Here is a 12,104-nt window from a genome sequence, read left to right as displayed (position 1 = left end):
AGGATGGAGGCATGGACATGCGTATCTCGATGGTGACGTTGGGCGTGGCCGACGTCGAGCGCTCGCGGGACTTCTACCGCAGGCTCGGGTGGACCCAGTCGCCCTCGCCGGAGGGGCTCGCGTTCTTCCAGGCGGGCGGCACGGTGTTCGCGCTGTGGGAGCGGTCCGCGCTGGCGATCGACTCCGGGACCGACGATCTCGACCGGGGCGGCTGGGGCGGCGTGACGTTGGCGGTGAACGTCACCTCGCCCGCCGACGTGGACGAGCTGATCGACGAGGCCGAGCGCGCGGGTGCCCGGATCGTCCGGACGCCGGACCGCACCTACTGGGGCGGGTACTCCGGCGTCTTCACCGACCCGGACGACCACCCGTGGGAGATCGCGTACAACCCGTACTGGACCATCACCGACGACGGCCGGACGCTGCTGGGCGACGGCCGCGGCTGACCTTCACGGGTCCGCTTCCCCGTCGCGGATGAGCCGCGACGGGCTCGCTTCGACCGGGCTCGGGCGGTCCCGGAGAGGTCAGGACGCCTGCCGGTCGCCGGTCGCGACGGCCCGCTCAGGCGATCCCGGGGGAGGCCAGGAACGCCTGGCCGTCGCCGGTCGCGGTCACGGCCGCGTCCTGCGCGGTGAGGAAGGCCGAGTCGCCCTGGCCCAACTCGAGGACGCCGGCGCCGGAGGCCAGGGTCACGTCGCCGCGGGTCACGAGCAGGATGCGGGCCTCGTGGCACTCGGGCAGCGCGACCTCGGCGCCCGGGGCGACCTCGAGGCGGGTGACCTGGAACTCGGTCGCGGGCGTGTCGTAGGTCCACACGCCCGGCGCGGTCTCGGTCGCCCGCCGGAGCGTCGGGGTGCCCCAGGCGAAGTCGACCACCGTCACGAGCTCGTCCACCGCGATGTGCTTGGAGGTCAGGCCGCCGCGCAGTACGTTGTCGCTGCTCGCCATCACTTCGATGCCGGTGCCGTGCAGGTGCGCGTGCATGCGTCCGGCCGGCACGTAGAGCGCCTCGCCGGGCTGGAGCGTGACCGGGTTCATCAGCAGCGCCGCCATGATCCCGGGTCGCCGGGGAACACGTCGTCGAGTTCGAGGGCCGTGCGGGAGAAGCGTCCGAGTTCGCCGTCCTCGCCGCGGTGCGACACGGCGGCGGCCAGCACGGCGTCGACGACGCCGCGGTGCTCCGCGCCGAGCGAGAGCACCTGCAGGAACACCTCCTGCAGGGCGGCCTCTCCGCCGCGGGAGCGCAGGGGCGCGATCAGCCGGTCCACGTCGGGCCCGGCCTCGAGCCCCCCGAACAGTTCGGCGGTCAACGTCGGCTCGCGGAAGCCCGCCAGCGTCCGGAACTCGTCGAGGGCCACCAGGAGTTCCGGCTTGGGCCAGGTGTCCTTGTAGGTGCGCTGCGGCGACTCCCGCGGGATGCCGGCGGCCTCCTCGGCGGCGAAGCCCGCCTGGGCCTGCTCCCGGTTCGGGTGCGCCTGCAACGACAGCGCGTGCCGCGCCGAGAGGATCTTCATCAGGAAGGGCAGCTGCGGCCCGAACGCCGCCACGCTGCGCTCGCCCAGCAGGGTGGGACGCTCGGCGATGGCGGTGTCCAGCGTGGTGCCCGCCAGCGCGGAGGGGGCCAGCGGGTGCGCGCCCAGCCAGAACTCGGCCAGCGGCCGGCCGTCGGGTTGGGTGCCCAGCAGATCATGGATGGCCTCGAACGTTCCCCACGGGTAGTGGATCATCGTCCCTTGGAGAAGGTCCATCGCCAGCGCCTCCATGCAGTCTGGGCAGTCGTGTTCCACTCCATTAGACCCGGCCGCTCAACGGGGGGCAAACCCCGCTGCAGGGTGACACGAATGACACGGCTGTGATTCGGGCGTAAACTCGCCCGCATGTCCGATGCCTACGCTCTGAGCCCGTCCGGCCTCACCGAGACCGAGGCCGACCTGCTCGACTTCGAGGCCTCGTGGTGGGCGGCCACCGACAACAAGGAAGCCGCCATCCTGGAGCGCTTCGGCCTCTCGTCCCCCCGCTACTACCAGCAGCTCAACGCGCTGATCGACCGCCCCGAGGCGCTCGCGCACGCGCCGATGCTCGTCAAGCGGCTGCGGCGGCAGCGGCAGCGCCGGCAGGAGCAGCGCTCGGCGCGCCACCTCGGGGTCCACTCCGTCATCTGAACCGTCCCGCACGCCCCCGGCCCGCGCCGGGGGCGTCCGTGCGTCCTGGGGCCGGGGCCCGTCCTGGGGTGCCGCTCAGGCCCACGGCTCGGGGTCGGGCTGCGGCGGGGGAGCGTAGCCACCCGAGACGAGCCCGGCGTGGCGTTCGAAGACGTTGCGCGTGGCCGGGTCGCCGGCCCGCCACCACGACCAGGCGACGGCCGCGAGGTAGGCCGGCAGGAACCAGGGCCCGAGCACGGCGTACTGCATCGCGTGGCGGCGCTCGTGCTCGAGGAGGTCGGGCTGCGCGGCCCCGAGCCGGACGAAGTCCCCGCGCGTCAGGATCACGTCGCCCACGGTGAACGCGCCGGCGACGGGGAAGCCGAACCGGTAGCCCTCGGCCAGGATCAGGCCGTGCGGGCCGCGGCGCAGCCGGGCGCGACCGGCCAGCGCCGCCGCCAACCCGAGCGCCGTGCTGAGGTTGAGCACGTTCGCGCCGGCCCGCAGCCGATCCCAGGTGATCACGACGCCAGCGTCGCCGTCGCGCCGCGGGCCGTCAACCGGCCCGCCGGGATCCCGGATTTCGTTTGCAGTCGAGGGTGTCGAGTGCTAAACATGTTGTTAGCACTCTCGGGTCGAGAGTGCCACGCGTTCGGTCCGGTGAGGCCTGCCGATCAGGCCGTCCGTCGCGGGCACCGTCCGGACGATCAAGCTGACATCCGAAAGGGTTGCCGCTGTGGCAAAGCTGATTGAATTCAACGTTGACGCGCGCCGCGGCCTCGAGCGGGGGATGAACGTCCTCGCCGACGCCGTCAAGGTGACGCTGGGCCCCAAGGGCCGCAACGTCGTGCTGGAGAAGAAGTGGGGTGCGCCCACCATCACCAACGATGGCGTGTCCATCGCCAAGGAGATCGAGCTCGACGACCCGTTCGAGAAGATCGGCGCCGAGCTGGTCAAGGAGGTCGCCAAGAAGACCGACGACGTCGCGGGCGACGGCACCACCACCGCGACGGTCATCGCGCAGGCGATGGTCCGCGAGGGCCTCCGCAACGTGACCGCCGGCGCGAACCCCATCGAGCTCAAGCGCGGCATCGACAAGGCCGTCAAGGTCATCGCCGACGAACTGGCCAAGAACTCCACCCCGGTCGACACCAAGGCGCAGATCGCGGCCACCGCGTCCATCTCCGCCGCCGACACCACCGTGGGCGACATCATCGCCGAGGCGATGGACAAGGTCGGCAAGGAAGGCGTCATCACCGTCGAGGAGAGCAACACCTTCGGCCTGGAGCTCGAGCTCACCGAGGGCATGCGCTTCGACAAGGGCTACATCTCCCCCTACTTCGTGACCGACCCCGAGCGCATGGAGGCGTCGCTGGACGATGCCTACGTGCTCATCGTGAACAGCAAGATCAGCAACCTCAAGGACCTGCTGCCCGTGCTGGAGAAGGTCATGCAGAGCGGCAAGCCGCTGCTGGTCATCGCCGAGGACGTCGACGGCGAGGCCCTGGCCGGCCTCATCGTCAACAAGATCCGCGGCACCTTCAAGTCCGTCGCCGTGAAGGCCCCGGGCTTCGGCGACCGCCGCAAGGCCATGCTGAACGACATCGCCGTCCTGACCGGCGGCCAGGTCATCTCCGAGGAGGTCGGCCTCAAGCTCGACCAGGTCACCCTCGAGATGCTGGGCCGGGCGCGTTCGGTGCTCGTCACCAAGGACGAGACGACGATCGTGGACGGCGCCGGCGACTCCGAGCAGATCAAGGGCCGCGTGACCCAGATCCGCCGCGAGATCGAGAACTCCGACTCCGACTACGACCGCGAGAAGCTGCAGGAGCGCCTCGCCAAGCTGGCCGGCGGCGTGGCCGTCATCAAGGTCGGCGCGGCCACCGAGGTCGAGCTCAAGGAGCGCAAGCACCGCATCGAGGACGCCGTGCGCAACGCGAAGGCGGCCGTCGAGGAGGGCGTCGTCCCCGGTGGCGGCGTCGCGCTGATCCAGGCCGCCAACGCGGCCAAGGGCAAGCTGAAGAAGATGTCCGACGACGAGCTCGTGGGCGCCCAGATCGTCTTCACCGCGGCCTCGGCCCCGCTGAAGCAGATCGCGGAGAACGCGGGCTACGAGGGCGGCGTCGTGGCCGAGAAGGTCGCGGGCCTGCCCGTGGGCGAGGGCCTCAACGCGGCGACCGGCGAGTACGTCGACATGCTCAAGGCCGGCATCCCGGATCCGACCAAGGTGACGCGCTCGGCGCTGCAGAACGCGGCGTCCATCGCGGGCCTGTTCCTCACCACCGAGGCGGTCATCGCCGACAAGCCCGAGAAGGCTCCGGCCATGCCGGGCGGCGACGGCGGCATGGGCGGCATGGACTTCTGATCCGCGCCCGACCCGACGCTGCGGGGCGTCCCACTTCGGTGGGGCGCCCCGTTCGCGTCCCGGGGGATGCGGGCGCGTGCGCGGCCCGGCCGCCGGGCGCTCCGCCGCGTGGCGTGGCCGTTCCCGCGGCGTCCTCGGCCATGATGAGGCCATGAGCGCGACGCTGGAGGTCCGCGTCCTGACGCCGCAGGACGCCGCCCCCGCCGAAGCGGGCGGGGCCGACCGGCTGGAGGTGGTGGGCGCCCTGGACGACGGGGCGCTGTCGCCCGAGCCACGGCTCGTCGCCGAGGTGCGGTCGCGCTCCAGCCTGCACCTGCGGCCGGTCGTCCGGCTGCGCCCCGGCTACTCCACCGACGGCGGGGAGATCGTGCGGCTGCGCGGGCTGGTGTCGTCCTACCTGGACGCCGGCGCCGACGGGCTGGTGCTGGGCTTCCTCAACGGGGTCGGGGAGGTCGACGTCGGCGTGGTGTCGGCGCTGCTGGACGGCTTCGCCTGCCCCTGGACCTTCTCCCGGGCCTTCGACGCCGCCCTCGACACCGACGACGCCTGGCGCGCGGTCCGGGGGCTGCCCGGGCTGGACGGCGTCCGCACCGCGGGCTCGGCGCGCGATCTCGAGCACGGGCTCGACGACCTGCTCGCCCGGCTCGCCGGGGACCCGGCGCTGGCCCGGCTCGTCGTCGCCGACGGCGACCTGCACCCCGACCAGGTGCCGTGGCTCGGACGCCGCGGCGTCCGGCAGTACCACGTGGAGGATCAGGTGCGCCCGGGGGGCTCCCGCAAGGCCTACGTCGACGAGTCGCTCGTCCGGTCCTGGCGGTTGCTGCTGGACGCCGAGGCGCGCGGCGCCCGGGCGAGCGCCTGACGGGGGCGCTCGGTCGCGTGCGGCTCAGCCGGCGGCGTCCGCCCGGGGCTCGTCGGGGTGCTCCGAGGGGCCGGGCTCGATGTGGACCACGGTGCGCGTCTCGGGCAGCGCCCGGTGCACGGCCTCCTCGACGGCGTCGGCGAGGTCGTGGCTGCGCGAGACCGTCCAGTGCCCGGGGACCACGACCGTCGCCTGCACGAAGCGCTGGCGTCCCGATTCGCGGGTCAGCAGTTCGGTGATCGTGACCCGGTCGTCGCCGATGACGCCCTCGATGGCCTCCCGGACGGCCGCGACCTCGTCCTCGGGGAGGGCGGCGTCCAGCAGGCCCACGACCGAACGGCGGATCAGCTTCCAGCCGGTCAGCAGGATGTTGAGGCCGACCAGCAGCGCGATGAGCGGGTCGATCCAGTGCCAGCCGGTCACGGCGAGCAGGATGATGCCCGCGATCACCCCGACGGTCGTCCAGACGTCGGTCATGAGGTGCTTGCCGTCTGCCTCGAGCGTGATCGAGCGGTGCTTGCGCCCCTGCCGGATCAGCACCAGTCCGACCCCGAGGTTCACCAGCGTCGCCAGCACCGACAGCGCCAGGCCCCACCCGAGCTCCTCGACCGGTTCGGGCACGATGAAGCGGCGGATCGAGGTGATGATGATCGCCGCCGCGGCCACGAAGATCAGCGCGCCCTCGACCAGGCTGGACATGTACTCGGCCTTGCCGTGTCCGAAGTCGTGGTTGTGATCGGCCGGCCTGCCCGACACCGCCAGCGCCCACAGCGCCACGAACGCGGCGACGAGGTTGACGGTCGACTCGAGCGCGTCCGACAGCAGGCCCACCGAGCCGGTGATGTACGCGGCGGTGCCCTTGATCGCCACCGTCACGACGGCGGCGACGATCGACACCATGATGAACTTCATCAGGAAGCGCGTCGAGACGGGGGCGGGCGGAACAGCCGATTCCATGGAGGTCCTTCCGGGCGCAAAAACGCCCACCAGCCTACTCCGCGATGGGGACGGTCGACTCCTCGACCCATCCGACGTCGCCCGGCCAGCGGTCGGGGCGGGACGCCGTCGCGACGAGGCGCGCGAGTTCCGACGGCCAGACCGGCTCGGGCACGTCGTCCAGGGCGTCGAGCGGCAGCCAGGCGTGGCCGGCCAAGGTGATCCGCTCCTCGGGGGTGTGGCCCGAGGTGTCGAGCTCGAAGCGGGGCGTCACGAGCACGAAGAAGGCCTCGCTCTGCTCGCAGATCTGGTCGGAGTAGCCGTGGGCGGCGACGCGACGCATCACGGGGCCGATGAGGTCGGACGCGTCCGCGCGCAGCCCGGTCTCCTCCTGGAGTTCGCGCACGGCCGTGTCGAGTTCGGTCTCGCCGGGGTCCATCCCGCCGCCGGGGGTCACCCACCAGCGCGAGCCGGGGACGCCGGGGTCGGTGTCGGCGAACATCAGCGCGCTGGCCCCGTCGGTCACGACCACGCGGACGCCGCGCCGCGTCTTGCGGGGACGCTCGCGCGGCGGCACCGGGCGGAAGTCGCGCGTGCGGAACGGCTCGGTCACGGCAGGTCCTCGGGGGGTTCGCCGCGGCGCAGCGCCTGGCCGACGATCAGCGGCACGGCGATCAGCAGCCCCAGGTGCGCGAAGGTCGCCCAGACGTTGGCGTACTCGGGCAGCGTGAACAGGTCGAAGTCGCCCGTCGTGGCGAGCATGTCGAGCAGCGCGACGACCAGGACCCCGGCCGAGGCGATCCCGAACGTGCGCACGATCAGCCGGCGGCGGTAGCGGATCCGGGTCGCCAGCGCCCAGGCCACCAGGAGCAGCGGGGCGGCGAGCGGCTGAACGAGCAGGCCGACGACCAGGCAGATCAGTACGCCGGGGGTGGCCGCCCGCCCGATGTCGCCCATCGTCACCGACGAGAACGGCTGCCGCTGCGCCTGCCAGGGCGCCTGCTGGCCCGGCAGGGGGTAGCCGGGCTGCTGGGCGCCCGGGAATCCCTGCTGGGGGTACGGGGTGGGCGGCATCGGGGCGTAGGGCCCCTGGGCCGGGGCGGGGAACCCCGGCGGCGGGACCGCTGCCGGGGGCGACTGCGGCGGCGGCCAGTCCTCCAGGCGGCTGGGCGGCGGCCACGCCGACGCGGGCGGGGCGACGCTGGCGACGAGCGGGGCGCTGCTCGGGAACGGGTCGGTGGGGCGCCGCTCGTGCAGGTGGTCGTCGGCCTCCTTCGGGCCGCCGGACCAGCTGGTCAGGGGCGTGCCGGCCACGTCGAACGCCTCGCGGGGGTCGCGCCGCGCCGGGGGCGGCGGGATGAGCCCCGCCAGGTCGGGGGCGTGCTCGGGGCCCGCGTAGGACGCCGGCGCCGGTCCGGCGGGAGGTTCAGGGGCGGGCGCGGCGGCGTCCGGCTCGCTGAGCGGCGCGGCCGAGGGGGCCACGAACGCCTGCGGCCGGTCGTGGGGCGCGTACTCGGGCCCATCGGTCCAGTCGGCCACGGCCACCTCCTTCGCAACGCTGTCACCCTACCGCGGGGCCCGCCCGCGCCCGCGGGGAGGTTGGCGCGTCCGGTAGGCTGGACAGGTCTATCCAGTGACCATGCAGGAGTGTGTGCCATGCCTTCGGGGCGCGTGCGGTTCTTCGACGCTGACAAGGGTTTCGGCTTCATCGCCAAGGACGACGGCCGCGATGAGGTCTACGTCCATGCCTCCGCGCTGCCCGACGGCGTCGAGACGCTGAAGAAGGGCCAGCGGGTGGAGTTCGGCCTGATCGACGGGCGCCGTGGCGAGCAGGCGATCTCGGTGCGGCTACTGGATTCGCCCGTGTCGCTGTCCAAGGCGTCGCGTCGTTCCACCGAGGCGATGGCGCTGATCGTCGAGGACCTCATCAAGTCCCTCGACGTGATGGGCAACGGCTACCGCCGCAACCGGCACCCCGATCCGAAGCAGGCCGCGAAGACGGCGCAGCTGTTGCGCGCCGTCGCCGATGAATTGGAGTTGTGACAGTGGCGGTGAAGGCACCCGAGCTTGACCTGGCCTGCGGCGACGCGATCGAGCTGGCCCGTGCGGCCGCCGAGGCGCGCGCCGACGTCGCGGGCGTGGGGGAGCACCTCGGCGTCCGCGCGGAGGACTCCCGCGTCGCGACGCACTACTTCGAGGTCGATCACCCCGGCTACCCGGGCTGGCGCTGGGCGGTCACCGTCGCCCGCGCCGCCCGCGCGAAGGTCGTGACGGTGTCCGAGGTCGTCATGCTGCCCGGCGACGGCTCGCTGCTGGCGCCCGCGTGGGTGCCGTGGGAGGAGCGCATCGAGGCCGGCGACGTCACGCCCGGCGTCCTCATGCCGACCCCCGACAACGACCCGCGCCTGGAGGCCGGATTCACCGGCGGCGACACCGCCCGCGACGCCGATCCGGCCGAGTGGCAGGCGATCCGCGCGGTCGTGGCCGAGCTGGGGCTGGGCCGCGAGCGCGTCATGAGCCCGTACGGCCGCGACGAGGCCGCCGAGCGCTGGTCCGCCGGCGAGGGCGGCCCCCACAACGCGATGACCAAGCAGGCGCCCGGCGTCTGCCAGAGCTGCGCCTACTTCGTCCGGCTGTCCGGGTCGCTGGGCCGCGGCTTCGGCGCGTGCGCCAACGAGTACTCGCCCAGCGACGGCCGCGTGGTCGCGGTCGACCACGGCTGCGGCGCCCATTCGGACGTCGCCGAGCCGCAGCGCGGCGTCGACCTGCCGCGTCCGGTCTGGGACACCATCTCGGTGGACGACCTGCTGTTCGACTGAGGCGCGGCCGCGGCGCCGAGGCACAACCTCGGGCCCGCCGCGCGACCGCTTCTTCTGGCGAGACGAACGCGCTTTCCGGGCGGCGAACCCTTAGGATTCCCGCCATGTCCTCCAGCACTACGGCGCCCGTCGGCGCGCCCAATTCCGGCCTCGACGGCTGGTTCAGCATCACCAAGCGCGGATCGAGCGTCGGGCAGGAGGTGCGGGGCGGGCTCGTGACGTTCTTCACGATGGCCTACATCATCGCGCTGAACCCGCTCATCATCGGTACCGCGGCCGACCGCAACGGCAACCTGATCAGCGGACTGTCCGCCGCCGATTCCGCCAACGTCGGCCCCACCATCGCGATGGTCGCCGCGGCGACCTCCCTCGTGGCGGGCATCATGACCATCGTGATGGGCGTCGTCGGGCGCTTCCCGATCGGCCTGGCCACCGGTCTGGGCCTCAACGCGATGCTCGCCTACGTCATCGCCCCGATGGTCACCTGGCCGCAGGCGATGGGCCTGATCGTCTGGGAGGGCGTCATCATCCTGATCCTGGTGCTGACCGGGTTCCGGGAGGCCGTGTTCCGGGCGGTTCCGCGCCCGCTGCGCACCGGCATCGCGGTCGGCATCGGCCTGTTCATCACCCTGGTCGGCCTGGCGGACGCGGGCATCGTCCGCAAGGGCGAGGGCACCCCGCTGCAGCTCGGCGTCGGCGGCTCGCTCATCGGCTGGCCCATGGCCATCTTCGTCATCGGCCTGTTCCTGCTGGTGCTGCTCTACGTCCGTCGCGTCCGGGGCGCCATGCTCATCGCCATCGTGGGCATGACCGTCGTGGCCGTGATCCTGCAGTCGATCCTCCACATCCCGGGCCAGGAGCAGGGCGCCAACCCGACCGGCTGGGCGCTCAACATCCCCGAGCTCGGCGCCGGCGGGCTGCTCAGCCTGCCCGACCTGTCTCTGATCGGCCGCGTCGACCTGTTCGGCGCCTTCTCGTCCGGCCCGGCCGTGACGATCGCCATGATCATGACGGTCTTCGCGCTGCTGCTGGCCGACTTCTTCGACACGATGGGCACCGTCGTGGCCGTGGGCGCCGAGGGTGGCCTGCTGGACGCCGACGGCAACCCCGAGCACACCCGCGAGATCCTCGCGGTCGACTCCATCGCTGCGATCGCCGGCGGCCTGGGTTCGGTGTCGTCCAACACCTCCTACATCGAGTCCGCCGCGGGCGTCGGCGAGGGCGCGCGCACCGGCCTGGCGTCGGTCGTGACCGGCCTGGCCTTCCTGGTGAGCCTGTTCCTCGCCCCGCTGGTCAAGCTGGTGCCGTCCGAGGCGGCCGCGCCCGCCCTGGTGTTCGTGGGCTTCCTCATGCTCAGCCAGGTCGTGCACGTCGACTGGACCGACCCGGAGGAGGGCTTCCCGGCCTTCGTCACGATGATCGCGATGCCGTTCGCCTACTCGATCACCGCGGGCATCGGCGCCGGCTTCCTGTTCTGGATCGCCATCAAGGTGGCCGTGGGCAAGTCCCGCCAGGTCCACCCGCTGCTGTGGGTCATCGGCGTCGCGTTCCTGATCTACTTCGGCCAGGGCGTCATCAACGCGCTGCTCGCCTGATCTAGCACGGTCAGACCGGGTCGTCCCCACGGGGCGGCCCGGTCTTCGTCGTCCGGGGGGTGTCCCTATGTTCCTCGTCAAGTGGCCAGAGGTCGGGGTGAGGGTTCTGGTGTTGGGGCGGGAGCCCTGTAGGGCTCTCGATTCCTGAGCATGGCGAACAGGACATCGCAGCGGCGACGGGACAGGCAGATGAGGGCGGCGTTGTGCTTCTTGCCCTGGGCTCGTTTGCGGTCGTAGTAGGCGCGGCTGGCGGGGTCAGATCTGAGCGCGGCGAACGAGGAAAGGAAGAGTGCTCGTTTGAGGTGCTTGTTGCCTGACCGGGCGGGGAACTCGCCCCGGATACTGGTCCCGAGCGGCGGGTGACTGGCGCGAGGCCGGCGTAGGCGGCCAGATGTCCGGCGGTGGGGAATGAGCTGGCGTCGCCGATGTCGAGCAGGATCCGTGCTGCGGTCCTGACCCCGACGCCTGGCATCGAGGTCAGGACCTCGGCAAGAGGGTGGTCATCAACGACCTTCTCGACCTGGAGGGCCAATTCGGCTCGCTGTTCCAGGGTCTGGCGCAGGGAGGCAGCGAGTTTGGGCAGGACCTTCTCTGCCGCGGCAGTGCCGGCGACCACGACGGTCTGCTCGGCGAGGGCGGTCGTGATGGCGTCTGCGAAGGACTGGGCGCCGCGCGGGTTCGCCTTGGTGACGATGCGCAGCAGGCGTGACTTCGTCGCTGCGGTGATGCCTTGGGGGCCGCCGAGATGCTCGATGACTGCGAGGCCTTGCTTGGTGGTCAATCGTGGTCCGACAACGCGTTCCAATGCGGGATGGATCTGGGTCAGTAGGCCGCGGATGCGGTTGGACAGGCGGGTGGCTTCGGCGGCGAGGTCGTCGTCGAAGCCGACCAGGACCTTCAGTTCGGCCAAGGCTTCCTCGCCGACATCGACCCGGCGCAGGGTGTGGGGCATGGTGCGAGCGGCATCAGCGATGATGAAAGCATCGCGGGCGTCGGTCTTCGCGTTCCCGGGGTGGAGGTCGGCGATGCGGCGCATTGCCAGCCCGGGCAGGTAGGCGACGGTGATGCCCATCGATCGGGCGACAGCGATCGGCAGAGCCCCGATCGTGTTGGGCTGGTCCACAATCATCAGCACCCGGCCGTGTTCGGACAGCCTGCCGAACAGGTCCTCGAGTTTGGATTGGTCCTGAGGCAGCGGCTTGTCGAAGACCCTGTTGCCGGCAGCATCCAGCGCGCAGGCGTGATGGGCTTGTTTGCCCACGTCCAGCCCGCACCAGATGTCGAAGCCGATCTGTTTCTCCATGACGACCACATCCTTGCATCGCAGCGACGGTCGTCGTGGGCTGGTGATGCGTCAGCTGCCGGCACCCACGTTACGACGAGACC

At 71.9% G+C, this 12,104-nt stretch carries 13 protein-coding genes and 1 pseudogene; 7 read left to right on the top strand and 7 right to left on the bottom strand.

Features of this window, described 5'->3' with window-relative positions; translation table 11 throughout:
* The first annotated feature begins 11 nt into the window (after positions 1 to 11).
* Positions 12 to 446 carry a VOC family protein gene (locus tag G7070_RS04640; RefSeq protein WP_166232339.1) on the top strand — a complete coding sequence of 145 codons (435 nt, stop codon included), beginning with the start codon at positions 12 to 14 and terminating at the stop codon, positions 444 to 446.
* Between the two features lie 115 nt (positions 447 to 561).
* Here G7070_RS04640 and G7070_RS04635 read toward each other — a convergent pair whose 3' ends face one another.
* Together G7070_RS04635 and G7070_RS04630 are read right to left on the bottom strand one after the other, a co-directional pair.
* A complete protein-coding gene (locus tag G7070_RS04635; protein ID WP_166232337.1) occupies positions 562 to 1,053 on the bottom strand; it encodes a hypothetical protein in 492 nt (163 codons plus the stop codon).
* Positions 1,038 to 1,748: a type I phosphomannose isomerase catalytic subunit gene (locus tag G7070_RS04630; protein WP_166232335.1), complete on the bottom strand. Its 711-nt coding sequence runs from the start codon at positions 1,746 to 1,748 to the stop codon at positions 1,038 to 1,040. The genes G7070_RS04635 and G7070_RS04630 overlap by 16 nt, the downstream gene beginning before the upstream one ends.
* Positions 1,749 to 1,877: 129 nt before the next feature.
* Between G7070_RS04630 and G7070_RS04625 the strand changes: the two genes are divergently transcribed.
* Entirely contained in the window at positions 1,878 to 2,162 is a 285-nt protein-coding gene (locus tag G7070_RS04625; protein WP_166232334.1) for a DUF3263 domain-containing protein, read from the top strand.
* A gap of 75 nt (positions 2,163 to 2,237) precedes the next feature.
* Here the strand turns inward: G7070_RS04625 and G7070_RS04620 are convergent, their stop codons facing one another.
* Complete coding sequence (locus G7070_RS04620; protein ID WP_166232332.1) at positions 2,238 to 2,666, bottom strand: hypothetical protein; 429 nt, start codon at positions 2,664 to 2,666, stop codon at positions 2,238 to 2,240.
* A 211-nt stretch (positions 2,667 to 2,877) separates the two neighbouring features.
* On the opposite strand from G7070_RS04620, the gene groL reads away from it, so the two are divergent.
* Together groL and G7070_RS04610 are read left to right on the top strand one after the other, a co-directional pair.
* Positions 2,878 to 4,506: a chaperonin GroEL gene (groL, locus tag G7070_RS04615; RefSeq protein ID WP_166232330.1), complete on the top strand. Its 1,629-nt coding sequence runs from the start codon at positions 2,878 to 2,880 to the stop codon at positions 4,504 to 4,506.
* A gap of 151 nt (positions 4,507 to 4,657) precedes the next feature.
* On the top strand, positions 4,658 to 5,368 hold the full coding sequence (locus G7070_RS04610; protein ID WP_166232328.1) for a copper homeostasis protein CutC: 711 nt from the start codon (positions 4,658 to 4,660) through the stop codon (positions 5,366 to 5,368).
* A gap of 24 nt (positions 5,369 to 5,392) precedes the next feature.
* Here G7070_RS04610 and G7070_RS04605 read toward each other — a convergent pair whose 3' ends face one another.
* From G7070_RS04605 to G7070_RS04595, 3 genes are read right to left on the bottom strand one after another with little or no spacing between them, the layout of a single operon-like run.
* A complete protein-coding gene (locus tag G7070_RS04605; protein ID WP_166232326.1) occupies positions 5,393 to 6,325 on the bottom strand; it encodes a cation diffusion facilitator family transporter in 933 nt (310 codons plus the stop codon).
* Positions 6,326 to 6,359: 34 nt separating this feature from the next.
* Entirely contained in the window at positions 6,360 to 6,917 is a 558-nt protein-coding gene (locus tag G7070_RS04600; protein ID WP_166232324.1) for an NUDIX hydrolase, read from the bottom strand.
* The gene (locus tag G7070_RS04595) at positions 6,914 to 7,843 is read right to left on the bottom strand and encodes a hypothetical protein (protein WP_166232322.1); all 930 of its coding nucleotides are present in this window, start codon (positions 7,841 to 7,843) and stop codon (positions 6,914 to 6,916) included. Before G7070_RS04595 ends, G7070_RS04600 begins: the two co-directional genes overlap by 4 nt.
* Positions 7,844 to 7,960: 117 nt before the next feature.
* Between G7070_RS04595 and G7070_RS04590 the strand changes: the two genes are divergently transcribed.
* The 3 genes from G7070_RS04590 to G7070_RS04580 all read left to right on the top strand — a co-directional run bounded on the left by G7070_RS04590 (position 7,961) and on the right by G7070_RS04580 (position 10,718).
* Positions 7,961 to 8,347, top strand: a complete 387-nt coding sequence (locus G7070_RS04590) for a cold-shock protein (RefSeq protein ID WP_166232320.1) — start codon at positions 7,961 to 7,963, stop codon at positions 8,345 to 8,347.
* Positions 8,348 to 8,349: 2 nt separating this feature from the next.
* Complete coding sequence (locus G7070_RS04585) at positions 8,350 to 9,123, top strand: DUF3027 domain-containing protein (RefSeq protein ID WP_246227327.1); 774 nt, start codon at positions 8,350 to 8,352, stop codon at positions 9,121 to 9,123.
* Between the two features lie 104 nt (positions 9,124 to 9,227).
* Positions 9,228 to 10,718, top strand: a complete 1,491-nt coding sequence (locus G7070_RS04580; protein WP_166232316.1) for an NCS2 family permease — start codon at positions 9,228 to 9,230, stop codon at positions 10,716 to 10,718.
* A 77-nt stretch (positions 10,719 to 10,795) separates the two neighbouring features.
* Here G7070_RS04580 and G7070_RS04575 read toward each other — a convergent pair.
* A pseudogene (locus tag G7070_RS04575) lies at positions 10,796 to 12,021 on the bottom strand (IS110 family transposase).
* Positions 12,022 to 12,104 lie beyond the last annotated feature (83 nt).

This window comes from Propioniciclava coleopterorum, from assembly GCF_011393335.1.
In the GTDB taxonomy this organism is placed as follows: Bacteria; Actinomycetota; Actinomycetes; order Propionibacteriales; family Propionibacteriaceae; genus Propioniciclava; species Propioniciclava coleopterorum.
This window is presented reverse-complemented; position numbering and strand designations above follow the sequence as displayed.

Excerpts from the sequence above, each read along its gene's own strand:
- G7070_RS04630 (WP_166232335.1), bottom strand. The coding sequence starts at position 1,748 with ATGGACCTTCTCCAAGGGACGATGATCCACTACCCGTGGGGAACGTTC.
- G7070_RS04580 (WP_166232316.1), top strand. The coding sequence starts at position 9,228 with ATGTCCTCCAGCACTACGGCGCCCGTCGGCGCGCCCAATTCCGGCCTC.
- G7070_RS04625 (WP_166232334.1), top strand. The coding sequence starts at position 1,878 with ATGTCCGATGCCTACGCTCTGAGCCCGTCCGGCCTCACCGAGACCGAG.
- G7070_RS04640 (WP_166232339.1), top strand. The coding sequence starts at position 12 with ATGGACATGCGTATCTCGATGGTGACGTTGGGCGTGGCCGACGTCGAG.
- G7070_RS04590 (WP_166232320.1), top strand. The coding sequence starts at position 7,961 with ATGCCTTCGGGGCGCGTGCGGTTCTTCGACGCTGACAAGGGTTTCGGC.
- G7070_RS04605 (WP_166232326.1), bottom strand. The coding sequence starts at position 6,325 with ATGGAATCGGCTGTTCCGCCCGCCCCCGTCTCGACGCGCTTCCTGATG.
- G7070_RS04610 (WP_166232328.1), top strand. The coding sequence starts at position 4,658 with ATGAGCGCGACGCTGGAGGTCCGCGTCCTGACGCCGCAGGACGCCGCC.
- G7070_RS04635 (WP_166232337.1), bottom strand. The coding sequence starts at position 1,053 with ATGGCGGCGCTGCTGATGAACCCGGTCACGCTCCAGCCCGGCGAGGCG.